At 70.8% G+C, this 25,020-nt stretch carries 19 protein-coding genes and 1 pseudogene; 5 read left to right on the forward strand and 15 right to left on the reverse strand.

Annotated features, from left to right (window positions below):
• Positions 1-35 precede the first annotated feature (35 nt).
• Both P6166_RS02025 and P6166_RS02030 read left to right on the forward strand, forming a co-directional pair.
• The gene (locus P6166_RS02025) at positions 36-836 is read left to right on the forward strand and encodes a hypothetical protein (protein ID WP_277762867.1); all 801 of its coding nucleotides are present in this window, start codon (positions 36-38) and stop codon (positions 834-836) included.
• A gap of 10 nt (positions 837-846) precedes the next feature.
• Positions 847-1,689, forward strand: coding sequence for a transporter (locus P6166_RS02030; protein WP_277762868.1), 843 nt, complete (start codon positions 847-849; stop codon positions 1,687-1,689).
• A gap of 6 nt (positions 1,690-1,695) precedes the next feature.
• Here P6166_RS02030 and P6166_RS02035 read toward each other — a convergent pair whose 3' ends face one another.
• The 4 genes from P6166_RS02035 to P6166_RS02050 all read right to left on the reverse strand — a co-directional run bounded on the left by P6166_RS02035 (position 1,696) and on the right by P6166_RS02050 (position 6,977).
• Complete coding sequence (locus P6166_RS02035) at positions 1,696-2,106, reverse strand: DUF202 domain-containing protein (protein WP_277762869.1); 411 nt, start codon at positions 2,104-2,106, stop codon at positions 1,696-1,698.
• A gap of 120 nt (positions 2,107-2,226) precedes the next feature.
• Positions 2,227-2,757: a hypothetical protein gene (locus tag P6166_RS02040; RefSeq protein WP_277762870.1), complete on the reverse strand. Its 531-nt coding sequence runs from the start codon at positions 2,755-2,757 to the stop codon at positions 2,227-2,229.
• Between the two features lie 513 nt (positions 2,758-3,270).
• Positions 3,271-3,912 carry a response regulator transcription factor gene (locus tag P6166_RS02045; protein WP_277762871.1) on the reverse strand — a complete coding sequence of 214 codons (642 nt, stop codon included), beginning with the start codon at positions 3,910-3,912 and terminating at the stop codon, positions 3,271-3,273.
• The gene (locus tag P6166_RS02050) at positions 3,912-6,977 is read right to left on the reverse strand and encodes a sensor histidine kinase (protein WP_277762872.1); all 3,066 of its coding nucleotides are present in this window, start codon (positions 6,975-6,977) and stop codon (positions 3,912-3,914) included. Before P6166_RS02050 ends, P6166_RS02045 begins: the two co-directional genes overlap by 1 nt.
• A 104-nt stretch (positions 6,978-7,081) precedes the next feature.
• On the opposite strand from P6166_RS02050, the gene P6166_RS02055 reads away from it, so the two are divergent.
• Together P6166_RS02055 and P6166_RS02060 are read left to right on the forward strand one after the other, a co-directional pair.
• The gene (locus tag P6166_RS02055) at positions 7,082-7,435 is read left to right on the forward strand and encodes a hypothetical protein (RefSeq protein WP_277762873.1); all 354 of its coding nucleotides are present in this window, start codon (positions 7,082-7,084) and stop codon (positions 7,433-7,435) included.
• Between the two features lie 105 nt (positions 7,436-7,540).
• Positions 7,541-7,903 (forward strand): annotated as a pseudogene (locus P6166_RS02060) (AraC family transcriptional regulator); the annotation flags it as partial.
• Positions 7,904-7,972: 69 nt separating this feature from the next.
• Here the strand turns inward: P6166_RS02060 and P6166_RS02065 are convergent.
• Positions 7,973-8,797 (reverse strand): alpha/beta hydrolase, encoded by an 825-nt coding sequence (locus P6166_RS02065; protein ID WP_277763134.1) that lies wholly within the window; start codon positions 8,795-8,797, stop codon positions 7,973-7,975.
• A gap of 504 nt (positions 8,798-9,301) precedes the next feature.
• Between P6166_RS02065 and P6166_RS02070 the strand changes: the two genes are divergently transcribed.
• Complete coding sequence (locus P6166_RS02070) at positions 9,302-11,857, forward strand: TonB-dependent receptor (RefSeq protein WP_277762874.1); 2,556 nt, start codon at positions 9,302-9,304, stop codon at positions 11,855-11,857.
• A 263-nt stretch (positions 11,858-12,120) separates the two neighbouring features.
• Here the strand turns inward: P6166_RS02070 and P6166_RS02075 are convergent, their stop codons facing one another.
• Genes P6166_RS02075 through P6166_RS02120 form a run of 10 tightly spaced genes read right to left on the reverse strand, consistent with a single transcriptional unit; the run spans position 12,121 to position 25,018 of the window.
• Complete coding sequence (locus tag P6166_RS02075; RefSeq protein WP_277762875.1) at positions 12,121-13,722, reverse strand: DUF6519 domain-containing protein; 1,602 nt, start codon at positions 13,720-13,722, stop codon at positions 12,121-12,123.
• A 15-nt stretch (positions 13,723-13,737) separates the two neighbouring features.
• Positions 13,738-15,951 carry a hypothetical protein gene (locus P6166_RS02080; RefSeq protein ID WP_277762876.1) on the reverse strand — a complete coding sequence of 738 codons (2,214 nt, stop codon included), beginning with the start codon at positions 15,949-15,951 and terminating at the stop codon, positions 13,738-13,740.
• An 8-nt stretch (positions 15,952-15,959) separates the two neighbouring features.
• Positions 15,960-19,058 carry a putative baseplate assembly protein gene (locus P6166_RS02085; RefSeq protein WP_277762877.1) on the reverse strand — a complete coding sequence of 1,033 codons (3,099 nt, stop codon included), beginning with the start codon at positions 19,056-19,058 and terminating at the stop codon, positions 15,960-15,962.
• A gap of 59 nt (positions 19,059-19,117) precedes the next feature.
• Positions 19,118-21,613 (reverse strand): putative baseplate assembly protein, encoded by a 2,496-nt coding sequence (locus P6166_RS02090; RefSeq protein ID WP_277762878.1) that lies wholly within the window; start codon positions 21,611-21,613, stop codon positions 19,118-19,120.
• Between the two features lie 10 nt (positions 21,614-21,623).
• Positions 21,624-21,980, reverse strand: a complete 357-nt coding sequence (locus P6166_RS02095; RefSeq protein WP_277762879.1) for a GPW/gp25 family protein — start codon at positions 21,978-21,980, stop codon at positions 21,624-21,626.
• 9 nt (positions 21,981-21,989) lie between these two features.
• Positions 21,990-22,346 carry a hypothetical protein gene (locus tag P6166_RS02100; RefSeq protein WP_277762880.1) on the reverse strand — a complete coding sequence of 119 codons (357 nt, stop codon included), beginning with the start codon at positions 22,344-22,346 and terminating at the stop codon, positions 21,990-21,992.
• Positions 22,347-22,358: 12 nt separating this feature from the next.
• On the reverse strand, positions 22,359-22,898 hold the full coding sequence (locus P6166_RS02105; protein WP_277762881.1) for a phage baseplate assembly protein V: 540 nt from the start codon (positions 22,896-22,898) through the stop codon (positions 22,359-22,361).
• Positions 22,895-24,022, reverse strand: a complete 1,128-nt coding sequence (locus P6166_RS02110) for a hypothetical protein (protein WP_277762882.1) — start codon at positions 24,020-24,022, stop codon at positions 22,895-22,897. The genes P6166_RS02105 and P6166_RS02110 overlap by 4 nt, the downstream gene beginning before the upstream one ends.
• A gap of 3 nt (positions 24,023-24,025) precedes the next feature.
• Positions 24,026-24,349, reverse strand: coding sequence for a LysM domain-containing protein (locus P6166_RS02115; RefSeq protein ID WP_277762883.1), 324 nt, complete (start codon positions 24,347-24,349; stop codon positions 24,026-24,028).
• Between the two features lie 15 nt (positions 24,350-24,364).
• Positions 24,365-25,018, reverse strand: a complete 654-nt coding sequence (locus P6166_RS02120) for a hypothetical protein (protein ID WP_277762884.1) — start codon at positions 25,016-25,018, stop codon at positions 24,365-24,367.
• Positions 25,019-25,020: the final 2 nt, after the last annotated feature.

A 25,020-nucleotide genomic window follows, 5' to 3' on the forward strand; every position in this document is an offset into this window, starting at 1 on the left:
CCCAGACTGCAGCGGACCCCAGCCCCGAGGCGACCATGGCCTTCTCCTCCACCTATCCCTACATGCCGCTGTGGCTGTTCACCGCGCTGTTCTTCGTGCTGATGCTGCTCGCGCGTGAGGTGGGCGTCTGGTTCCGGCACCGGCGCCCGCCGGCGGAGGAGACGGACAAGCAGAAGGACGAAGACGCCTTCGCCATGACCTCGGTGATGGGGCTGCTGGCGCTGTTGATCGGCTTCACCTTCTCGGTGTCGCTGTCGCGTTACGACGAACGACGCGAGCTGGTGGTGAAGGAGGCCAACGCCCTCGGCACCACGTGGCTGCGGACCAGCCTGCTGGAGGCGCCCGCCGCCGAACGCATGCGCGATGTGCTCCGGCGCTACGTGGACGCGCGCATCGCCTTCGGCGCGGCGCGCGACAATGCCGAGGAACGCGCGCAGTTCGCGCGCACCGAAGCCCTGCAGAACGAGCTGTGGACGGTGATGAACGCCGGCATCGCCGGTTTCCGCGACACGCCGCGCGCTTCGCTCGTCGTCAGCACCACCAATGAATCCATCGACTTGGCCGCGGAGCGGCTGGCCACGCGCGAGGCGCACATTCCCTCGCGCATCCTGCGCATGCTGCTGCTGTTCGCGGTGCTGGCCGCCGGCCTGGTGGGCTATGAGCGCGCGCGCCAGCGCAAGGAAACCACGTTGGTGCTGCTGCTGTTCGCGCTGGCGGTGGGGCTGGTGATCGACCTCGACCAGCCCAGCACCGGCATGACCAACGTGCCGCAGACGCCGATGCTCGATCTCAAGGAAAGCCTGGGCACGCCCCCGGCCGCATCGTCCCCGCGCTGAGGAGGAAATCATGGACGCCTTGCGTTTTCGCCTGCTGGCCAGCCTGTCGCTGGCGGCACCGTGGTCGCTGCACGCGCAGCAGCCGGCCGCCGACGCCACGACGGCTGCTGGCCCGGCCACAACTCCCGCGCACGACGCCGATTCGCTGGCCAAGGCACTCTCCAACCCGGTAGCGGCGCTGATCAGCGTCCCGCTCCAGTACAACTACGACCAGACCTATGGCGACGACGGCTACAGGCACACGCTGAACATCCAGCCCGTGGTGCCGATCTCGATCTCCGCGCACTGGAACCTGATCTCGCGGACCATCCTGCCGGTGGCTTACCAGAAGGATGTCATCCCCGGCACCGACCAGGCCGGCATCGGCGACATCACCCAGAGCTTCTTCTTATCGCCCAAGCAACCGACGGCTTCCGGGGTGATCTGGGGTATCGGCCCGGCGATGCTGCTGCCCACCGGCACCGACGACCTCGGCGCCGATACGTGGGGCCTGGGGCCTACCTTCGTGGTGCTCAAGCAGGACCACGGCTGGACCTACGGCGCGCTGGCCAACCACATCAGCGACGTGGGCGGCGTGGGCCGCCACCGAGCGGACATCAGCAACACGTTCCTGCAGCCGTTCCTCTCGCGCGCGTTCGCCGGGGGCCGCACGCTCACCTTCAACCTGGAATCGAGCTACGACTGGACGGCCAGGCAGTGGACGGTACCGCTGAACATCGGCTACTCGAAGGTGACCCAGCTGGGCGGGCAGATGCTGAGCTTCCAGGGCGGCGTGCGCGCCTACCTGGAAAAGCCGGAAGGCGGCCCGGACTGGGGCCTGCGCTTCACCGTCACGTTGCTGTATCCGCGTTGAGGCCGCTCAGTGGTCCAGCAAGAGCCATAGCGCGGTCAAGCCGCCGAGCAGCAGCAAGCCCAGGCTGAACAACGTGGTGGCGCGGTGGCGCGCCACCACCACCCCGCGCTCGATGTCGCGCGCGACATGCCAGTAGCGGGTGATCGACCACACCAGCAGCGCCAGCCCGAGCAGCACCATGCCGATGCCGGCGTTGCCGGCATCGCGCAGCATCAGCCGGCCGCCCTGCGGCGCCTGGTCGTTCTGCACCAGGTACATGCTGAAGCGGTTGATGGTGATGCCGAAGCCGATCAGCGACACCGTGGTCCGCAGGTACGCCAGGTGCGTGCGTTCGTTGGCCATGTGCGTGCGGCCGCGGGCCAGGTCCGTGGACAGCGAGCCCGCAGCAGGCGGGGTGGGCGGGGCAGGGTCATGCATGGCGGCTTCCCGAAGAAGGCGCGGCGGCCCTGGACGATGGCACGCCGTGGCGCGGCCCGCGTGGCCGCGGGCCTTGCGAGAACGGCGACGGCCCCGGGCGGGGCCGCCGCGTGGCCTGGCTCAGTCGACGGCGAAGGCGGCCGCGGCCAGTTTTTCCAGGTCCAGGTACTGGGTTTTCTCGATCGTCACGCCGACGCCGAGGATCTGCCCGCCCTTGAACTCGCCCGGCGTGGCGTATTCCTCGCTCACCGCATCGCCGCTGTCGCGGCCGATGCACAGGCCGTCGCCGGAGAGGGTGAACTTGCCGAGCTGGGTCTTCATGTCGCCCTCGGCCTCGAGGGTGTCGTTGACATACAGCCGGGTCCTGCCCAGCGACTCGCCATGCTCGCCGGCGCCAGTGCGCTCGAATTCCATCCCCAGCGAATACTTTCCGGGCTTGAGCTCGGTCTTGGAGACGAACTTCTGCTCCGGCTTGATGCCCAGGAAGTTGTAGACGTAGTACAGCTTCCGGTTCTTGATGAACAGGCTGTGGCCGCCGAAACGCGAGCCGTGGGCGAACAACACGCCGGAGGCATCGGCGTCGGTGATCTCCACGTCGGCGATGATCTTGTACGAGCGTCCGCGCACGTTCACCGCCACGCCTTCGGGCACCGGCGAGGTACCGGGGTAGTCGCGTGGGCGAACACAGCGCGGTGGTGTGCCATTGCGTGTAGGTCAGGCCGTTGTCGGCGAGCTTCTGCAGCGTGGGCATGTTGATCGCGCCGCCATACGGCTGCCACGCGGCCTGTCCGGTGTCGTCGTAGAGCACGATCAGGATGTTCGGCGCGCCATCCGGCGCCTTCGGGGGAAGGAACGGCTCCCAGTCTGCCTTGGAGTCGCGGATATCGAGCTTGATCACGCCCTTGAATTTCTTCTCGGCCATGGCGGCGGTCTCTTCGTGTGGACACGGGGAATGGAGGGCCGCACGGCGCGGGATCGGCGCGGAGGGAAGCTCCGGGGCCAGTCTGTACTGCCACCTCCCACCGCACATGCGAGGGATTTCGGTATTTGTCTCAGTAAAAGTACCTAGCGCATTCGATCCGCGCCGAGGATCGGCCGCCGGTTCGCACGGCCGTGGCGTGCGAAAACACGCACTCGGCGCCCGTCTTTCCACCGGCGCGCGGCTCAGGTCTCCAGCGAGATGATCCCGCGCCGCAGCGCCACGGTCACCGCATGGGTGCGATCGCGCGCACCGAGCTTGCCGAGAATGCTCTTCATGTGGGCCTTCACGGTCTGCTCGGAGATCGACATGTGCTGCCCGATCACCTTGTTCGACTGCCCGGCGGCGACCTGCACCAGCACCTGGATCTCGCGCTGCGAAAGTTGCCCGTCGGCGATGTGCGCGGCAATGCTGCCGGCGATGGTGGCCGGCATCTGGTGGCGGCGGCCCTGGTGGACTTCGCGCAGCGTGTGGACCAGTTCGCGGCGCAATGCATCCTTGAGCAGGTAGGCGCTGGCGCCGGCCTGCAGGGCGCGCACCGCGCGCGCATCGCCGCTGTAGGTGGTGAGGATGATCACGCGCGCGCGCGGGTCGAGCGCGCGGATGCGCGCGGTGGCCTCCACGCCGTCCACGCGCGGCAGCTGCAGGTCCATCAGCACCACGTCAGGGCGCAGGTCCTCGTAGCGCGCCACCGCTTCCTCGCCGTCGCTGGCTTCGCCGAGCAGCTGCATGTCCGGCTGGTGGGCAATCATCGCCGCCAGGCCATCGCGCAGCAGCGGATGGTCGTCGACGATCAGCACGCCGATGGGGGCGGGGCAGGCGGACATCAAGCTTCTCCTCGGGTGAATGCAAACGCGCGCAGCCAGGCGTGGCCGCGGCGACGCGCGGGCCGGCGGTACGCGCGCACCGCCGGCAAGCTGATCTGTATCTCGGTTCCCGCGCCTACGCGCGACCACACTTGCAGGCGCGCACCCAGCCGCGCGGCGCGCTCGCGCATGCCGTGCAGGCCCCAGTGGCCGGCCTGTTGCGTGGCTGCGTCGGAAAGGCCGCGGCCATCATCGCGGATGCGCAGCCGCAGCGCACGGCGGGCGTAGCCGACCTCGATCTCCACGGCCTGCGCGTGCGCATGCTGGAAGGCATTGAGCAGGGCCTCGCGGCCGATCATGTAAAGCTCCTCGGCGGCGTGCGGCAGCAGCGGGCGCGGCTCGCCTTCCACCAGCAGGCGCACTTGTGGCAGCACGGCGCCGCCGGCGTCGTCGCGTACCTGCAACAACGCGGCGCCCAGGTCCTGGCCTTGCTGCACCGGGCCGCGCAGGCCGCGCACGCGCTCGCGTCCTTCGGCCATGGCCTGTTCGGCCAGGTCCATCGCGGCTTCCAGCTCGGCGCGCAGCGGGTCGCCGGCGGGCAGGCGCTGGCTGGCCGCGTGCAGCCGCAGGATCAGCCCCTGCGTGCCTTGCAGCAGCGTGTCGTGCAGCTCGCGGGCGATGCGCTCGCGCTCCTGATGGCGCTCGTCCAGGCGCGCGCGCAGCCGCGCTCCGAGTTGGCGCGCACGCGCGCGCACCGCCAGCGCCAGCACGCCCAGGCCCAGCGCCACGCACAACACCTTGAAGGCGACCGTCTGCGTAAACGCCGGCGCGATGCGGAAGCTGCGCGTAGCCGGTGCCGCGCTCCATACGCCATCCTCGTTGCCGGCCTCGGCCTCGAAGCGGTACTGGCCCGGGCCCAGGTTGCTATACGAGGCCCGCGTGAGTTCGCCCGCGTCATGCCAGTCCCGCTCCAGGCCTGCGAGGCGATAGCGGTAGCGCACGCGATCGGGCCGGGCGAGGCTGGCGGCCGCGTAGTCGATCTGCAGCTGCGTCGTGTGCTGGGGCAGCACGAGCCCTTCGTGCAGCGGCCGCGACGCGGAGCCGCCGTAGGCGATCTCGCCGATATGCACCTGCGGCGCGATCGGGTTGCGGTGCGGCTGGCGCGTATCCAGCCACGCCAGTCCCTGGTTGCTCGCCAGCCACAGCAGGCCCTCGGCCCCGAGCACGGCGGTGGGCACCGGGCTGGCCTGGCGCGAAATGCCGGGCAGGCCGTCGATCGCATCGAACAGGCGCGGCGCGCGCAGCGGCGCGTCATGCGTTACCGCCTGCGCGAGGTCAGCCGCGTCGATGCGCAGCAGGCCGCGCGCGCCGTACAGCCAGTACTGGTCGGACGCGTCGCGGACGATGCCGTTCACGCCGTCGAGCAGGTTGCCGCCACGCGCCTGCAGCGCATGGAACCGGCCGTCGGCGCCACGCGCCGCCACGCCGGTCTCGCCGGCGACGATCAGCCGCTGCGCGTCGCGGTACAGCATGGTCACCGGCCCGACCGCCAAGCCCTGCGCGGGGCCATACGTGGTGACGCGGCCGCCTTCGAGCACGCGCACGCTGCCGTCCTGGTAGCCGAACAGCGCCGCATCGCCCTGCAGCACCACCGTCGTGCAGGCGAGGTGCGGCAGCCGCGTCTCGCGCGCCCAGCGCTGGCCGTCATGGCGGTAGACGTAGTCGTCGCCGAAGCACGCCCATGCCTGGCGGTCGCCATCGGAGGCCATCGCGTGCAGGTAGCGGCGGTCGGGCAGGTCGGGCAGCGGGCGGGCGTCGAGCCTACCTGCGTGCCACAGCGCGACATGGCTCAGCCCCGACATCCATATCCGCGCGCCCGGCGCCGGCGGCTGCGGCGGTTGCGCGCCGGCCAGGCGGGCGAGCGTGTCGCGATCGAGCCGCAGCGGCTGCATGTCCTCGGTGTAGGCATACACGGCCCCGTCGGGCGCCTGGTACAGGGTCTGCAAGGGATCGCCGCCGGTGTGCGGTTCGCCGAGCCGATGCACGCTGTGCGCGCGGAAGCGGTCCAGGCCCAGGTTGGTGCCGACCCAGATGTTGCCTTCGCGGTCCTCCAGCAGCGGCGCCGGATACGGTGAACTCAGCCCCTGGGCGACGGCGAATTGCTCCACGCGCGGCGGCGCATCGTCGGCGAAGCGCACGCGATACACGCCGCCGCCCTGCAGGCCGCTGGCCCACAGGCTGCCGTCGCGCGCGAACAGCACGCGGTTCGCGCGCACCTGCGGCAACCGGCCGGCGAGGCGCTCGGCCTCGGGCAGGATCGCGCCCCCGCGCGCCACCGGCATCAGGCCGCGCTGGCGGTCGGCCAGCCACAGCTCGCCGCTGGGGCTCTCGGCGAGCGAGGAGAAACGCGACACCGCCACGCCCGTCGCTTCGAAGCGCTGGGTGCCGCGGCGCAGGCGCAGCAGTTCCTCGTCATTGCTCACCCACAACGTGCCGTGGCGATCGCGCAGCAGCCACTGCGCATGCGCGCCGGGATCGCCCATCGCCGGCGCCGGCGCACGCCAGGCGTGGCCGTCGAACCAGCGCAGCCCGCCATCGCTGGCGGCCCACAGGCGCCCGGCGGCATCGCGCGCCAGGCGCGGCAGCAAGGCGGTGGGCATGCCTTGCGCGGGCTGGTAATGGTCCAGGCGATCGCCGGCCAGCCGGCTCAGCCCGGCGTTGTAATAGCCAATCCACAGCGTGCCGTCCGGTTCCAGCCGCAAGGTGGTCATGTTGCCCGACAGGAAGTGCGTACCGGCCGGGGCTTCCTGGCGGGTGAACACGCGGCCGTCGAAGCGGTACAGGCCGGCCCCGGTGGCCAGCCACAAGGCGCCGTCGGCGGCCTGCGCGATGTCCCAGATGTCGCCCGGCGCGCCGCGCTCCACCGGCCAGGCGGCGTGGTCGTAGCCGGCGATGCCGGCCGCCACCGCCGGCGCGCCGTCGTCTGCGCGCGCGTTCGGCGAGGCGAGGGTCAGCGCGGCGGCGGCGCACAGCGCATGCGCGGCGACACGCAGGCTGCGCGCGAGGGTGGGGGAGACGCGGGGCATGCCACATTTTGGCAGGCTCGGGGGAGCGGCCAACACCTCTTTCGGGGGATGCGCCGACGCGTGCCTCGATGGCTAATGGACCCTGGCCGGCACCGGACGAGGGGATGCAGCGACTGTACGCAATGTTCCCGGACCGGGGACCCGGCCTGGGCCTGCTGCTGCTGCGCTTGGATGCCGCGATGGTGATGGTGCTCGATCCGCAGGGCGCGGGGTGGATATCGGGCGGGCCGTGGCCGATGCGCGCGGCCTGGGCCGTGGCGCTGCTGCTGGCCTGCGGCTGGCTGACGCCGGTGGCGCTCGCGCTGGGCCTGCTGTTGACGCTGGCGCGCCTGCCCGAGCCGGCCGCCGGGGCCGTGCTGATGCTGTTGCTGGGCGTGATGCTGCTCGGCCCCGGCGCGTATTCGCTCGACGCGCGGCTGTACGGAAGGCGCGTGCTGCGCCGGCCACCGCGCGGCTAATCCATTGGTCGTAACCCGAAAGAGGGGGTAGGGCGGCGCACCAAGGAGGGTTGGGCGCCCGCGCCGGGCAGGCGAGGATGGAGCCCCGTTCATTGGAGACGCGCGATGGCCGCTTACCTGCCGTACTTCATCGCCGCCCTTCCGAGCGCGTCGGAGTGCTGGCCGCGCGCGGTGCGCCGCGCCATCGACTACATCGAGCAGCATCTCTACGAGCCGGTGTGCGTGGAGCAACTCGCCGCTGCCGCCTGCATGAGCCGCTTCCACTTCGCGCGCACGTTCCGCGCGCATACCGGGCTGAGCCCGATGGAATACCTGCGCCAGCGCCGCATCGAGCAGGCCCAGCGGCTGCTGCGCGAAGGCGGGCGCAAGGTGTGCCAGGTGGCCAGCGACCTGTGTTTCTTCGACCAGAGCCACTTCGTGCGCAGCTTCCGCCGCGCCACCGGCTGCACGCCGGCGCGCTACGCCGCCGCCGCGCGCGCGGCCTGACCCCTCGGCGCGAGCGGCCGGCATCGCGGCCGGCCCCTCGTGTGGCCGGGTTCAGGCCTTGGCGAAGGCCAGCAGGTCCTGGTTGAACTGCTCGGCGTGGGTGACGGTCAGGCCGTGCGGCGCGCCCGGGTAGATCTTCAGCTGGGCGCCCTTGATGATCTTGGACGACAGGCGGGCGGACGCATCGATCGGCACGATCTGGTCGTCATCGCCGTGGATCACCAGCGTCGGCACGTCGATCTTCTTCAGGTCCGGGGTGTAGTCGACCTCGGAGAACTCGTGCACGCAGTCGTACTGGCCCTTCACGCCGCCGGCCATGCCCTGCAGCCAGAACGAATCGCGCATGCCTTGGGTGACCTTGTTGCCGGCGCGGTTGGCGCCGAAGAACGGGGTCGTGAGGTCCTTGAAGAACTGCGACCGGTCGCCCGCCGTGCCGGCGCGGATGCCGTCGAACACGCTCAGCGGGGTGCCATGGGGATTGTTCGCGGTCTTGAGCATCAGCGGCGGCACCGCGCCCACCAGCAGCATCTTGGCCACGCGCCGGGTGCCGTGGCGGCCGACGTAGTGCGAGATCTCGCCGCCGCCGGTGGAATGGCCGACCAGGATGACGTCCTTCAGGTCGAGGTGTTCGATCACCGCAGCCAGGTCGTCGGCGTAGGTGTCCATGTTGTTGCCGTCCCAGGTCTGGCTGGAGCGGCCGTGGCTGCGGCGGTCGTGCGCGACCACGCGGTAGCCCTGTTGGCCCATGAACAACATCTGCGGGTCCCAGGCATCGGCGCTGAGCGGCCAGCCGTGGGCGAACAGGACAGGCTGACCCTTGCCCCAGTCCTTGTAGAAGATCTGGGCGCCGTCCTTGACGGTGAGGAAGTGACTCATGGAATGGGCTCCGTGGGGGGTGGAAGAAGCGGGAGGGGCGGCGCGCGCGCCACCGGGCAGGCCGAAGCCGATCGAGGACGCGGCCAGCGCCGCGGCCAGGCCGGCGGACGTGGCGAGGAAGCCGCGGCGGCCCGGATCGTCCGGGGACGACTCGCTCGGGTCATGCATGGGGGAACTCCTGTCGGGAGGGAGGTTGACGGCCGCGGCAGTAGACGCCGGCCGGCATTGGCCACGCTTGCATGAATGTGCGCAGGGTCCGCGGCTGGCCCGGGCCGCACCGGGCCGATGGTTCGTGCCGCTAACAGCCACTTATTGCCAACGCATGAAATCCTTGTTACCAATTGCTGCGGTGCAGCACCGGACAGGGGGAATGCCGGGCGCACGCAACGACCATCAGGAGCGCATTAGCGGGAACACCACCACCCACATCGTCAAGGGGACGCACGCATGGGCAAGCACGTACTTCCGTACTCCCGAATTCCGAAAGCGAAACTGGCGTCAGCCGTGACCCTCGCCCTGGCCCTCGTCGTGGCCGGCGCACCCGCCAGCGAAAGCCGCGCGGCCGAGCCGGACGATCCGCAATCCGGCGACGGGCCACCGACCACCCTTGAGACCGTCTCCGTGCTGGGCAGCCGCGGGCAACCGCGCAGCGTGGCCTCCTCGGCGGTGCCGATCGACATCATCACCGCCGAGGAATTCCGCAGCCAGGGCGCCACCGACGCGCTCGACCAGCTGCGCGTGCTGGTGCCCTCGTTCAACGTCAGCACCATTCCCATCGACGATGCCGCCAGCCTGATCCGCCCGGCCAACCTGCGCGGCCTGCCGCCGGACAACACGCTGGTGCTGGTGAACGGCAAGCGCTTCCACCGCTCGGCCGTCATCACCTTCCTGGGCCATGGCCTGTCGGATGGCTCGCAGGGCCCGGACCTGTCGGTATTCCCCTCGCTCGCGCTGGACCAGGTCGAAGTGCTGCGCGACGGCGCCGCCGCGCAGTACGGCTCCGATGCCATCGCCGGCGTGATCAACTTCAACCTCAAGCGCGCCGACCACGGCGGCAGCTTCGAAGTGTTCACCGGCCAGTACTACGCCGGCGATGGCCTGACCACGCAGTACTCAGCGCAGGTGGGCCTGCCGCTGACGTCGCGCGGCTTCGCCACGTTGACCGCCGAATGGCGCGAGGCCGACGACACCTCGCGCAGCGTGCAGCGCGCCGATGCCGCCGCCGACACCGCGGCCGGCTATCCCGACGTGAAGGACCCCGCGCAGATCTGGGGCTCGCCCAAGGTGAAGGACGACCTGAAGTTCGTCGCCAACCTCGGCTACACCGGCGACAGCGTGGACCTGTACCTGTTCGGCAACTACGCCAAGCGGCGCGTGGACGGCGGCTTCTATTTCCGCGACCCGAGCGCGCGCTCGGGCGTGTATTCCAACGATGGCGGCCAGACGTTGCTGGTGGGCGACCTCACCGGCGCCGGCGGCTGCCCCACCATCGCCCTGCGCGATGGCGACGGCAACCTGCTGCCGTACAGCACGGTCAGCGCCGCGGCCGGCGCGATGCCGGCCAACTGCTTCAGTTTCCTGTCCATGTTCCCCGGCGGTTTCACCCCGCGTTTCGGCGGCGACCTGGAGGACAGCTCCGTCGTGGCCGGCATCAAGGGCATGTGGGGCGACGGCTGGCAGTGGGACCTGAGCGGCACCTACGGCCGCAACAACATCGACTTCTTCATCTACAACACCATCAACGCCTCGCTCGGCCCCGACCAGCCGGACGGCTTCCGCTTCAATCCCGGCGGCAACACCCAGACCGAGACCGGCTTCAACTTCGATGTCGGCAAGGATGTGGAAACCTCCTTCCTGGTGCAGCCGCTGCGGCTGAGCGCCGGCGCGGAATGGCGCAAGGAGGAGTTCGAGATCAAGGCCGGCGATGGCCCTTCCACCGCGATCGGCCCGCTCACCGACCAGGGCTTCGCGCTGGGTTCCAACGGCTTCAATGGCTTCAGCCCGCGCACCGCCGGCACGTTCGACCGCAAGAACTGGGCGGTGTACCTGGACGTCGAAGGGCAGGTGACCGAGCAATTGCAGCTGGCCGCCGCCGTGCGCCACGAGGACTACGACGATTTCGGCAGCACCACCAAGGGCAAGCTGACCGGCCGCTTCGACTTCACCCCGGCCTTCGCCGTGCGCGGCGCGATCAGCACCGGCTTCCGCGCGCCCACGCCGGGCCAGGCCAACGTGAGCCAGATCAGCACGGTGTTCGCCGGCACCGGGCTGGTGGATATCGCCACGCTGCCGCCCACCAATCCCATCGCCGAGCTCAAGGGCGCCCGCCCGCTGACGCCGGAGGAATCGAAGAACTACTCGCTGGGCTTCGTCTACAACGACGGCCCCTGGCTGGTGACGCTGGACGGCTACCGCATCGAAGTGGACGACCGCATCGCGCTGAGCACCAGCTTCGATCTCACCGATGCCGAACGCGCGGCGCTGGTGGCGTCCGGCAACCCGGAGGCGGCGTCGATCTCGTCGGTGACCTACTTCGGCAACGCGTTCGACACCACCACCAGCGGCGTGGACCTGGTGACCAGCTACCAGATCGAGCAGTGGGGCGGGGAGACGACCTATTCGCTGGCGCTGAACTGGAACCGCACCGAGGTGGACAGCTACAACGCCGACTTCGTGGACGAGGCGCGCGTGTACAAGCTGGAGAACTCGCTGCCCAAGACCAAGGGTTACTTCAGCATCAACCACCAGCGCCAGGTGTTCCATGCCAACCTGCGGCTGGGCTACTACGGGTCGTGGTACGAAGACCACCTGGACAGCGGGGTGATCTCGGCGGCCGACGGCGGCCTGCCGATCTACGGCGATGCGCGGCTGATCGTGGACGCGGAGGTGGGCTGGAAGTTCGCCAACGGGATCTACGTCAACGTGGGGGCGCAAAACCTGTTCGACGAAACGCCGGACAAGAACCCGTGGTCGGATATCGCCGGCGCGGAGTATCCGGTGCATTCGCCGTACGGCTTCGCCGGTGGGTTCTGGTACGTGCGGGCGGGCTGGAAGTTCTGATCCACGGGGACCGGGGCGGGACTGCCTGCCTCGGTGCTTCCCAGGTGGCCGTTCGGGCGTTTCCGCGTATCACGCCCGGCGCCTCCAGGCTATCGCGCGGCGACCGGCGGCATGCCTTGGCGGGGGACGCCGAAAACGGCCCTCCCTGGCCACGCGCTCGTAAGGCGACGTCCTGTCGCCTTACGCCCCCGCCAGGGCATGCCGCCGGTCACCCTCAAGGCTCCTGCATAGGCGGTGAGGAAAGCGGGGCGCGGTGCGTGCTGTCAGCCGTCCTTCTTCCTGATCGTGCGTGTCTTCTTGGCGACCGTGTCGACCGCCGGCTTTGCATCAGGGGTGCTGTCGGTCCGGGTGTTCGGCTTGGTGTCGGTTGGCGTGTCGTTGCGCACGACGATGGCGTCGATCGGCGGCTTGGGTTGGCGGGTCAGCGCGCCACAGGTGCGGAACGGTTTCACCACGCAGCCGCAGGTCGTGCTGATGCCGGGGGCGCCGGTGGGCAGCAGGCCCACGAAGCCGAGCGGGGCGTAGTGGAACTCGGTGCCGTGCGGGGCGCGGGGCAGGGGCTCGCCGTCCTCGTCCTGTGCCCAGCCGGTGTCGCCGGTGGTGCGCACCGGGGTGTACCAGTAGTCGCCGGTGCGGTATGCGCGGGTGAGGTCGAAACGCACCTGCACGCCGTCTTCCAGGTCGATCCAGTCGTCCTCCAGGCCGGAGCTGGCGCGCAGCGGCACGGCGCCGTCGTCGAGCACGATGTCTTCGCGTTCCTGCTGGTCCCAGCGGCGGATCCGGCTTGTCGGCCCGATCACGCGCGGGGCGTCGGCGGCCAGCACCAGTTCGTCGCCTTCCACGCTCGCCAGTCGGCACAGGCTGCCGGGCCGGCCGAGCAAATCGTCGGCCTCATCGCTCAGTTCCACCCATTGCGCGTCGGCGAAGCCACGGGTGCTCGCCACGCGCAGGCGCTTGCCGCCGCCGGATATCCAGCGCGTCACCACGCTGCCGTTGTCGCGCGACCACTTGAACGTCGGCGCGCCGCTGTCGCTGCCGCGGTGGATCTCGATGCGGTACAGGTGGTTTTCCGCGCCGCGGTAGGCCACGTCCGGGTCGGTGATGCAGGGGTCGTCCAGCCGCTCCGGCGGTTGCAGGCGCAGGTTCATCAGCGGCGGATCGCGGTCGAACACGCGCAACGGCACCGCGCAGGCTTCATCCGGCGTCTCGCGCAGCAGCGACAGGTCCGATTGCAGGGCGTCGATCGAGGCCTGCAGGCGTTCGATCTTGTCCTTGTCCTTCGCCTGGTCGAGCGCCTTCTTCAAGGCCTCCAGCTGGCCCTGCAGCGTTTTCTCGACGACGGCCATCTCCAGTGCGCGCACCTGCCACACCACCTGCGTGCGGCTGCAGGTGTCCGCGCCGCCGAGCGCGACCTCGCGCAGGTGCGGCATGTCCAGGCTAGTGACGTGGCGCTCCCACACCTTCAGGTACACGAAGAAGCGGGCGCTGTCGCGGTTGCTGGCGCCGAGCCAGCGGCGCAGCGCATCTTCCTCGCCGTTCTTGCCGTCGCCGGGCGTGAAGTGGGGCTGGTCGAGATAGTCGCAGCCCTCGCTTTCGCACAGGATGCCTTGCACGTAGTAGCGACCGGCATCGATGCGCAGCGCCAGGCCGCCATTGGCCTCGGCCAGCGTGAGCCCGAAGCCCGGTGCCATGGCCGGCGCGGCATACGGGCCGAACAGGTCCAGCGCCATTGTGCGCAGGTAGTGCAGGAGGATGGCGCCCTGTTCGTTGGGGTCCGCGTCCAGCGTGACGCGTCCTTGCTGCAGCAGCACCTGGCTGAAGTGATGGCGGGGGTCAAAGCTCACCCGCGAGAAATCGCCTTTCATGGGAGGGTCCTTGGGTCAGTCGGCGAACAGGAGCCCGACCGTCATGCCGGCCGGCGTGTGTTGGTCCAGCCGCGCGCGCAGGTTGGCCTCGCGCTGGGCTTCGTACAGGTCGTGGTAGGCGCCCATCTGCGCGCCATCGTCGGCGCCGCGCAGGATCTCCGCGGCGCTGTCGGCGGTGAGCCGTGCATAGCCGGGCAACCCGTAGTGGCGCGACTGGAAGCGCGGGCGCACGCGCTGGCGTTCGGCCTCGACCAGCCGCTTCTCGGTCGCGGCCGGCAGATGCCGGGCGCGTACTGCGGCGGTCGCGTCGTCCGGCTGGCAGCGGTAGCGGCGCGGCGAGCGGCAGTGGCAGGGGATGTGGCAATAGCGCATGCACCCGCGCTGGCGACGCACGACGTTGAGGCAGGCATCGAACAAGGTGTTGGAGGCCAGTTCGACTTCGTGCACCTCCACCGCGCCGAACACCGTGCTGTCGCGCACCGTCAGGCGCACGTGCGCCACGCCGCCGTCCACCCCGCCCAGCGCATCGCCGCTGCCGGCGGCATCCAGGATGCTGTCCTCGATGTGCAGCGGGATCGGGTCGCTCGCCACTTCGTCCTGGCGCACCTGGATCGAGCCGAGGATGCTGCGTTCGATACGCACCTTCGCCTGCACGCCGAGCAGTTCCAGGCTCGGCTCGGACGGCCGCTCGGGCCCGCAATCGCAGCCGATGCCCCAGCCCGGCACCAGCGTGCAATGGCGGATCGCCAGCTCCGCGCCGCAGGCCGGCGTGCGCGCGGCGTCTTCGGCGTAGGCCTGCGGATCGTGCGGTGCGCTGACCTGCATCGGCCGGCCGGCCAGCAGGATGCCGTCCAGCGCGAAGCGGCTGCCGACGTCCATTTCCACGCTCAAGGCATCGGGCAGGTCGGTCTGCCAGTCGATCAGGCGGATCACCGGCCGCGCCCCGTCGGCGGCGCGCAGTACCAGCGACTGCCCCGGCCGCAGCCGCACGTGCACCGGCTCCACCCACACGCCGCTGTGCGCCAGCTCGATCACCGCGTGCGCCGGCGCTTCATCCGCCCACTGGCGCAACGCATCGCCGATGCGCGCCAGCGGCGCGCTGCCGGCCTGGCCCACGCGATACAGCGTGAACGCCGCGCTGGGCAGCGGCGCAGGGCGCGGATATTCGCCGCCCCCCAGCTCGGCCGCGAAGCCGTAGTGGTAGCTGACCCGCACGCCTTTCTTGGGCACCTGTTCGGGCGGGAACATCAGCCGGCCCAGCTCCGGGTCGATGGCGATCTGCCCGCGCGCCGGCCGGTAGCGCCAGCCGCTCAGATCGGCCACCACCACGGCGGCGGCGGGCACCGGTTCGCTGCCGTCCTGTCCGTTCCATTGCTCGGCCCAGACCGCCAGGCTCTGGCCCGCGCCGTAGTCGGCCTGCAAGGTGTCGCGCAGGCCGCGCCGGCGCAACGTCAGAGGCAGGTTCGCTTCCTCGGCCAGATGGAACGCGTCGGGCTCGGCGCGCGGCTTGCGGTACAACGGGGCGTCCTGGCCCAGCACGCTGAAGGTGTAGCAGTGCGCGCCGGCATCTTCCACGCAGTAGGCCGGCGTGCGCGTCACCGGAAAGCTGCGCATGCGCCAGACATGCACGCCCACGCCGGGAATGTTGAAGCGTCCGCGCGTGTGCGCCGAGGCGATGCGGCGCAGGTCCGCGCTGTGGGCGAGGGTATCGAACGGGGTATCGATGCCGTCCAGCTGCGTCATCGCGCGCACGTCGGCGGTGCCGAGGCGGTCGGTGTGCAGGTGGTTGGGATGCTGCGCGCGGTCGATCAGGCGGAAGTATTCCACCGCGCGCGCCGGCCAGCCGGCTACGTCGAAGGCGAGGTCCTCCAGCAACGAAACGGTGCCCTTGCGCCGCCGCTGCGAGATCAGGTGCGCCACTTCGCGGCGCGGCACGCGCACGCGCTCCAGCGCATCGCCGCCGTGCCCTTCGCCCAAGGGCGCCTCGACGGGCTGGTAACCCAGCAGCTCGGCGATGTACGGCACGGCCCAGTCGTCGGCGGTCTCGATGAACCAGTTTTCGTACAACTGCGCGATGTCGTCCTCGACCAGGTTCATTTGCTCGGCGATCACCCGCAGCAGTGCCTGCAGCGGATAGCCCTGGGCGGCGTCGCGGGTGCGGTGGATCGCCGGCAGCAGCCGGTACAGGCGATCCTCGCGCGGAAGGGTGTGGAGGGAAGGCAGGTCCATGGCGGCGCTCACGGGTCGGGGTTGAGGATCAAGGTGTCGGCGACATCGGCCATGAAGCAGGCGATCTGTGCCGGCCGCGCCACGCCGTTCTCCACGCGCCCGGGCAGGGCCTCCACGCGGTCGGGCGGGCGGCGCAACGCGCTGGGGTCGAACGATCCCTTCTCGCCACCCTCGCCATGCACGATGCGCCGCACCTGCGCGGTGATCTGTTCCTGGCTCACCAGCCGCGGCGTGCCGGTCTGCGGGTCCGGTTCGGTATCGGCGATGCCGCCGAAGCTGTCCACGTCGACCCAATCCACGCCCGGCACGGACTGGATGGCGGCGATCAACTCGCACAGCAGCGCCGGTTGCGCGAGCGCGCGCGCGTCGAAGCCGAAGCGCTCCAGCAAACGCGCGCGCACCGCGGTGGCGACCGGCTCCCAACGGTAATCGGCCAACAGCCGCAACCGTGCCTGCAACACCAGCGCGATGCGCTCGCGCCAGGCCAGCCGCACCGGCAGGCCCACGTCGCCGAGCGTGCGCAGCGCATCGGCGAGGTTGCGGTACAGGTCCGAGTCGATGTCGATCGGCATGTCGTCCACGCCGGCGAAGCTGACGTACACGTATTCGCCGCCGGCATCGGCGAGCCGGCGTGCGTCGGCCTTGGCGATGCCGGCGAACAAGCGGGTGAAGTCGGCGTAGTCGGAGAGGGAGACCAACCGGTCCAGTGCGATCACCGAACGCGGCGCGTTCTCGCGGATCAGCCGCTCGCTCTCCCGGTCCGCGCCGCCGGAGGCGCGCAGCGGGTTGACCACGTCCTTGAGCCCGAGCGGACGGCTTACCATCAGCGCAACCTGTCCGGCGCGCACGTTGCCACCGCGGCCGATACCGTTGCGGTATTCCGCGCGCAGGTTCTCCAGGCCGCTGGGCGGGCGCAGGCCGTGCTCGCCATCGCCGAACACCACGGTGGTGGCGCCATCGCCTTCGGTACGGGTGACGAAGGCACGGTCATCGGGACCGAGCTGCGCCAGGCTGCTGGCCTCGTGCCAGGCGACATCGTTGACGTAGACCCGCAGCGTGCTGGTCGCGCCCACCGCGGTGAGCGCCGGACGGAAGGTCAGCGGCGGCTGGCGCAACGTGAACGATTGCAAGGGCACGCGCGCATCGCTGCCGCCGAGCACCTCGCGGCGGGTTTCGCCGTGGCTGGCCGCCACCACGTTGCCGCGCACGATCACGCCGGCGCGGTAGTAGCGGTAGGCCAGTGGCGTGGCGAGTTGCAGCGTGGTGTGCGGGCGGTCGCCCGGCAGGTCTTCGTCCTGGCCGTGGCGCAGGCCGGCGACCATCATCAGCTCCGACGCGCGCACGCCGCGCACGCCGGCAATGTCGCTGCGTTCGCCTTCCACCACCACCCAGCGGCCAGAGGTGAGCTGCTCGTGCAGCGGCGCCAGCTCCAGCGTGTCGCCGAATACCTCGTCGAGGATCGGCGCTTCGGCCAGCGCCAGCACGCGGCGCGAGGGATGCAGCCACGTCGCGCGCAACTCACCGATGGATGCGCGGCCTTCCTTGCCGGCTTCGACCTTGCGCCACTCGGTGGGCTTGCCGGCTGCGTCGCCGAAATCCAGCCGCGTGGTCTCGGCATTGATGCCGTAGGCGCTGCGCGGCCCGCTGCGGGTGCGCGCCACGCGCAGCACGTCCAGCTGCGTGGGGTCGCCGAAGTCCTCGCCGGGGCGCGCGGCCAGCACCCAGGCGCCCTCGGCCAGCAGCGCATCGGGACTGGCAAGGTACGCGTTGCTGTTGGTCTCGTCCTGCGCGTATTCCCAGTCTTCCCACGACGAGAACGACTTCAGGATCACCCCGCCGCTGTCGGAGGACACCGGCGTCGGCCGCGCGGAGGTGGCGCCGAACAACGCCTGGCCCGGGCCGAGCAGGTGCACCGCTCGCAACGGCGCGGGCCGGGCGCCGGCATCGGAGCCGCGCCAGGCCGCGTAGTAGCTGTCGCGCAGGCGCGGAGCGAAGCGGGTGATCAGTTGCGGTTGCAGGTCGGCGCCGCGCGCGAAGGCGCTGTCGAGGTCGCGGCGCAGGCGCAGGCGGTTGGCGGCCTGCACCTGCGGCGGACGCAGCAGCGCCTCCACCGCCTGGTCCGGCGTGGAGGTCACCGGCGTGGCGTCCGGCGCCTTGAGCTGGGCCAGCGCATCGGCGAACTGCTTGATGCGGTCGATGGAGGGGCCTTCAACGGCGTACAGCAGGTGCTCGGCCCATTCGTCCATCGGCCAGGCATCGGTGCCCAGGTACAGCCAACGGCGGATGTTCGTGCTGTTGCGGATCGCGCGCGCATCGCCCAGGCGTTGCAGGTCGTACACCAGCACGTCGAGCAGGCGCAACGCCTGTGGCCAAAGCGCGGGCAGCGGTTGCAGGCGCAGCGTGGTGCGCTGGGCCTCGAAGTCGGTCTCCACCGCCAGCACGCGGCGCACCTGCCAATCCACGACGCCGCCGGTGAACTCGAACAACAATGGGTCGCCGGGGCGCACCTCGTTGTCCACGCCGGCCACGTACAGCACGTCCAGCGCGGGCAGGGTGGCGGCGTCGATGGCTTGCGGCCGTTGCCGGCGGATGCCCAGGTCGTTCCACTCGCGGCGCGCCTGCATCGGCTCGTCGGTCTCGAAGGTCTGCGGCAGTTCGTCCGGGCCGGGGATGGACTGCGCGCGCGTGCCGACCGGCACCTCAACCGGTTCGACCTGGTTCGAGTCCACCGTATAGGAGAGATGCACGCTCGCCGACACGCCGGGCCGTGGCGTGTAGCCGACCAGCCGCGCCAGTTCCACCAGCGAGCGACGTTCGCCGGCGGTGCGCAGGTAGCCCTCGTTGGCGATGCGCTCCTGGTAGAAGGTGAGCACGTCGCCCACGCAGGCCCAGGCATCGAGCAGGGCGAGCGCGGGATCGGCCGGGTCGCGCGTGGTGAGCGCGGCCAGCGGGCGGTATTCCTGCGGCGTCTGTCCATCGCTGCCCGGTGCGGTAAGCACCAGGCCGGGCAGGCGCGCCTTCATGCTCGCGAGGAAACGCGCCTGCGTGCCGACCCGGTACGGCAATGCCGGCAAGCCGGGGCGCGGCGCGATCGGCACCGGCGTCATCGTTCGCACGCCGTCGCAGCAGCCGCATTGCGCGCCGCCGCATCCGCAATCGTGGCCGCTCATCGTCCACCTCCCACGCTGATTCGCAGTCGTCCGTTCGTCGGTTGCGCCGCATCGCCGTCCAGCCGCGCGATCTCGTGCCGGCGCAGGCGCAACACGCCGTCGTCGAGTTCGCGGTTCGGCGCTTCGTACAGGCGTTGCAGGCGCGTGACCCGCGCGCACTCCACGCCGGGCACCGCCATCGCCTCAGCGACGATCGCGCTGATGCGCACCGGCTGGCCGAATTGCAGGCGGTCGGGATGGAAGTAGCCGGGCGTGCCATCGCGGCGGCAGCCGGCGCTGAACACCTCGCGCAGGGCCGCCCGGATCGCGCCGCGTTCGTAGCCGGGCAAGGCGCAGGCCTGGATCTCCAGGTCCAGCGGCACGTACACGGCGGTTTCCACGTGCAGGTCGTGGCCCATGCGGCGCACGCGCTGCAGGGCGGCATCGGTGTCGGCGATCAGCGCGTCGCCGGCCGGCACCTGGCCGTAGGGATCGAGCGCCACATCGGCCTCGTACCAGCTGCCGGTCCACACCAGTTCGGCGCTGGCACGCTGGATACGGGCATCGCGCTCGGCGATGCGCGCGTAGTCGTCGGCGATGATGGCGCGCTGCGGCTCGGTGCGGAACGCGCCCGGCGCCAGCAGGCGCGCCTGTGCCAGCGGTTCGGGATCGACACCGCCGCGCGCCGGCAACGGATTGCCCAGCCGCAGGTCGAGGCCGCCCAGGTGCTGGCCGCGCACGTGCAGCCGGTTGATGCTGCCGGCACCGACATTCCCGGCGCGGCCATTGCCGAGGCGATAGCGGGCCTGCATCGCCGCACCGGCCTGCGGCGCGCGACCGAGCTGGCCGTCGCCGAAGCGCAAGCGCGCGCGGCCCGCGTTGTCGATCTCGGCCACGACGTGGCGGTCGTCCGCGCGGCTGCCGAGCAGGTCGAATACCGGCGTCCATTCTCCGCCGCCGTCATCGCGCACGCTCAGTGCGGGCAGCGCCTCGCGCGGCGCGCCGTCCAGGCAGGCGCTGGCGGCGCTGTCGTCGGCGGGGAGCGGGGCGCGGTGCGTCAACGGCGTATCGGGCAGCGTCCAGCGCACGCGCGCCGGCACCGGCGCGGCATCGGCGGGCTGGCCTTCGCATTCGCAGCGCGTATCCCCGGCCACCGCCGGCACGCTGCCCAGGGGCACGGGCCCGACGCTGGCGCCGTGGTCCACCAGCACCACGTTGCCGAACGCCACCGAGATATCGCGCAGCGGCGCACACGCCGGCGCGGGGCCCAGCGCGGACAGGCACAGCGGGAACGGCAGGGCATCGGCGGGATGCCATTGCACGCGCAACAGCGGCAACGGGCGCGCGTCCTCGGCGCTGGCCGGGAACAGGTCGTCGGTGCAGGCCTCCACGCGCACCAGCCGCACCGGCCACACGCGCTGCGGATCGGCATCGGCTTCCACGCCGCTGCGCGCACCCATCACCTCGCGCAGTACGAGCACGTCGCCCACGCGCAGGTCCAGTGTGCGCGCATCGCCTTCGGCACCGGCCCAGCCATCGCGCAGCACCGCCTCCGTCGCACCGCGCGGCAGGCAGCAGTCGGCGCGCCCCCAGTCGTAGAACGCAATGCGGTTGTGCGCCGCGCGCAGGCGCACGCTGCCTTCGTGGACCGGCTCGAAGACTTGCAGCGCCTGTTCGGACAACGCGGCCCGGCGTTCGTCGTCGAGCAGCACCGGCAGCGGGGCGTCGGCGGCGATGCCGCTGAGGAAGGCGAGTTGCGCGGCCGGCAGGTCGAGGTCGCTGCCGGTCTCCAGCGTCACCCACGCGCGCGCATTGCAGCCTTCGTGCAGGCGGTAGTCGACCAGGCGCGCGTGCCGGCGCACGGAGATCCGCTGGCGCGCGGTGCCGAGATAGGCCTCGGTGGCGACGGCGTCCTGCGTGTAGCTCAGATAATCGCCGGCATAGGCCAGCAGCTCGACCAGGGTGACGCCCAGGTCCGGCACGTCATCGGCCTGCCACTGCGGTGATACCAGCGCGAGGCGGTCCTGCAACAGGCGGCGGAAGCTGGCGTAGTCCTTGGCCAGGTAGGACAGCACCGGTTCCGCGGGCGCCGCGTCCACGCAAGGCGTGCTGTCGGCGCAGTCCCCCTCGGCGGGGCAGCCGACCTTGAAGGAGAACTCGACGCTGTCGTATTGCGGGTCCAGGCCCGCCACGTCGTGCAGGCGCAGGCGGTAGCGGCCGGCATCGCCGCGACGGTCCAGCCGCAGCAACAGCCAATCGTCGCGCTCCGGGCCGTCGCCGTGCTGCGGATCGACATCGACGATGTTCACCGGTGCGCCGCCGCGCCCGCCTTCGAGGCTGAAATGCTTCGGCAGGTCCGGGCCGTCCTGCGCCAGTTCCGGCGGCAGCTTGCCAAGGAAGGTGACGTGCAGCACGCGCTGGTCGGCGCTGACTTCCACGTAGTCCAGGCCCACGCGGCCGGCACGGGCGCGCACCGCCTGGCGGCGCGGATCGGAATGGCAGGCGAGATTCATGGCGGCGCCCTCACAGGTCGTATTGGTAGTCGGCGCGGGCGTCTTCGCCGCTGCGCAGCACGCGGTAATCCACCTGCACGCGCAGCGTGGCGTCGTCGGCCATCACCTCCACCGCGCGCACCTCCACCACGTCCTGCAGCCAGCGCTGCAGGCCGGCCTGCAGGGTGAATTGCACGGTCGCGGCCAGCTCCGGGCTGTTGCCGGCGAACACCAGCTGCAGCAGCCCGCTGCCGAACTCGGGACGGTTGACCCGCTCGCCGGCCTGGGTGAACACCAGTTGCTCGATCAGGTCGCGCACGTGGCCGTCGAGGTCGACCTCGGCGCTGCGGCCGCGGCCGTCGATGTGGAAGGGGAAGTCGAGATACATGGCCGTCTCCTAGAGCGCGCTCACGCGCGCCTGCATCGCGCCGAGCACCGGCGCGCCCTGCGGAATCTGCTCGGCGCTCTGGCAGACGCCCGGGCCGGTGCCGGGGCCTGGCGCGAGCATCACCGGCAGGCCCATCACCTTCACCCGCGTGCTCGGCTGCATCCAGCGCACGGTCACGCACGGCTGCGGCTTGGTGCCGACGGTGAACGGGCAGCCGGCCACGGCAATCGTCGGCATGCCCGGCGGCATCACCGCCACCGGTTGCGCGTTGACCAGCACGCGGGTCTGGCCCGGGGCGACGGTGGCCTGGCCGGCGACGTGCTGGCAGGTCATCGCGGCATTGGCGTGGAGCAGGAATCCAGGCATCGCGGCCGTCCTCTAGGTGATGGTCATGGCGACCTTGTTGAAGGTGATCGTCGGGCCGACGAGGTAAATCGACGCGCCCTTGCCGTTGTCCAGGTAGATGCCGCTGTCGTTGACCACGAGCATCGCGCCGGTCGCGCTCTTGAGCACGATGCCGCCGGTGACCGGCGAAGGCGGCATGTCGCTGACCATCACCATGTTCTGCAGCAACGACTGCAGCACGATGTTCGGATCGGCCGGGTTGCCGAGCTTGGCCATCGCCGGCGCGTCGGTGCTGGTGTCGAAGCGGCAGCCCAGCCACACCGGCTTGTTGACGTTGCCCTGCTCGAACATCACCCACACGCCGGCGCCTTGCGGTGGCACCGCGTACACGCCCATGCCAGGACCGGGCGGGCCGGCCAGCACGGTGCACGGCTCGGCCCAGGTGGTGGGCACGAACGAGGCGACATCCGGGATGCTCAGCATCAGCCGGCCGCGAAAATTCGGGTCGGCGTTGACGGTGACCGTGCCGCGGTAGATGCCGGGGAACTGGCCGTTGCGCTGGGACTGGCTCATGTCGGCACCTTGGGCGTGAGCGAGATCAGGCCATCGCGGCTGAGCTGGAAGCTCTGCTTGTATTCGCCGCGCTTGAGCTTGTGGGTGACGCTGTCCACGTAGTACAGGCCGTCGTAGGCGAGCCCGGCGCCGCGCACGCCCACCAGCATCCGCGAGCGCAGCACGTGGCCGTAGCGCAATACGTCCAGCGAGCCGCTGGCGGTGATCGCATTGGTCGAGCCCTTGAGCAGGCGGCCAAGCACCTTCTTGGCGGTGGATGTCGTGTCCTCGCCGCCGCTGTCGCGGAACAGCGCCAGGCGCAGCGGCGCCAGCGGGCGCGCGCCCAGCGGCGGCTGGAAGATGCTCACCGCCGGGATCGGCAGCGGGATCGGGATGCGCCCGGTGATCGGGTCGTTGATCGTCACCAGCATGTTTTCCTTGGCCAGCCCATCGAGCGAGAAGCTCAGCGATTCGACGTTGGTGTGCGCGTCCATGTTCACGTTCAACGCCGGCTGCGGCACCGGCAGGCGGATGTCCGGGCCCAGGTAGGCGATGCTCTGGCCGGGCAGCGGGCCGGGCTCGACATAGAAGACGAAGCCGTTGTCGCTGGCGATGCGGCGCAGGTGGGTGAGGTCGGTGCCGTTCTGCGATTCGATGCGCTCGGTCATCACCGGTTGCCCCGGGATGAAGCCCGGGATCACCACGGGCGCCACGCCGAGCGCGGCGTACTTGGCGAGCACCGCGTAGGCCTGCACGGTGTCGGACATGTTGGGGTAGGGCAGCGCCAGCTCGACCAGGTCCATCGCCGCGCTGAGGTCATCGCCGGTGATGGTGAGGGTGGATTGCCCCGGCTCGCTGCTCGGCGCCAGGTCCTGGCGGGTCACCATGCCGTCCATCAGCACATGCGGCATGCCGCCCAGGGTGACGGCGACGATCACCCGCGTGGTCAGCGGATCGAAATAGCCGGCCGGCAACAGCGTGGTGAGCAGCGAGGAGGTCTTGCCCACCGAGAAGCTGAGCTGGAAGCCGGCGCGGTCGCGCCCGCTGGTCACTTCCACCGACTGCAACGCCTCCACCACGGCGCGCGGCGCCGGCACCGGCACGGCCGGCCCGATCATCAGCGTGAGGTGGACGCCCTGCAGCATGGCTCACTCCCGCGCCGGCGGCGGCACGCCGTCGGGCAGGGCGACGCGCACGCACTCGCCCACCTCGTCGGTGAGCTCGTCCGGATGCATGACGCCGTTGGCATCGCACAGGCGCCAGAACGCTTCGGGATCGCCCAGCTCGCGCGCGGCGACCAGGTCCGGGCGCTCGCCTTCGACCACGCGGTGCTCGCGCAGGATCGTGAAGCCCTCCACCGGCGGCAGCAGGCGCCGGGTGAGGTAGGGCACGGCGGTGCCGTCGGCCAGCGTGAGCGTGGCCACGGCGATGCCGTGGTAGCGGCTGGTCGGCGGGAAGTCGTAGTTCGCCATCGCGATGCGCTCCTGTCAGTGGATGCCGGAAATGCCGAGCGTGCGGAAGTCGCCCTGGCCCGCCTGCGCGGCCAGGCGTTCGCGCGCCTGCAGGTAGTTCATGAACAACCCGCCGCCGCGGCTGTCGAAGCCGAGGTCGTCGACGTTGAGCACGCGCAGGCTCAGCGAGACCTTGGCGCGGATCGGGTTGAGCTGGGTGTCGAAGGCTTCCTCGGTGATGCCCAGTTCGGTGACACGCACCGGCACGATGCGCTGCGGGCCGAACACGAACACCGCCAGCGGTGCCTGCGCCGGGGCGATTTCCAGCGAGCCGGTCGAAGCCACCGCGTCGGCGCTGCGCAAGGCCGCGCTGGTGGGTTGCACCAGCGCTTCGAGCGCGGCGATCTGCGGATGCAGGCCCAGCATGACCGCGGTGCCGCGGCCGCTTTCGAGCACGTCGGTGGCGTCGATCTCCGCGTCGAGCTTGTAGGTCTCCACCGCCGGGCCCTTCAGCCGCAGCGCCTCGCTGCGGTCGCCGCCGTCGTTGCCGACGCCGCGCACCTGCAGCGTGCGGGTCAAGGTGTCGGGGTTGTACTGCAGGGCGACGATGCGCAGCACGGTGCCGGCCAGCGGGTCGAGCAGGGCCAGGCCACCTTTCACCAGCTTGGGCGTGCGCGAGTAGCCGCTCATGG

Origin of the sequence: Stenotrophomonas sp. HITSZ_GD, assembly GCF_029543105.1 — a bacterium.
In the GTDB taxonomy this organism is placed as follows: Bacteria; Pseudomonadota; Gammaproteobacteria; order Xanthomonadales; family Xanthomonadaceae; genus Stenotrophomonas_A.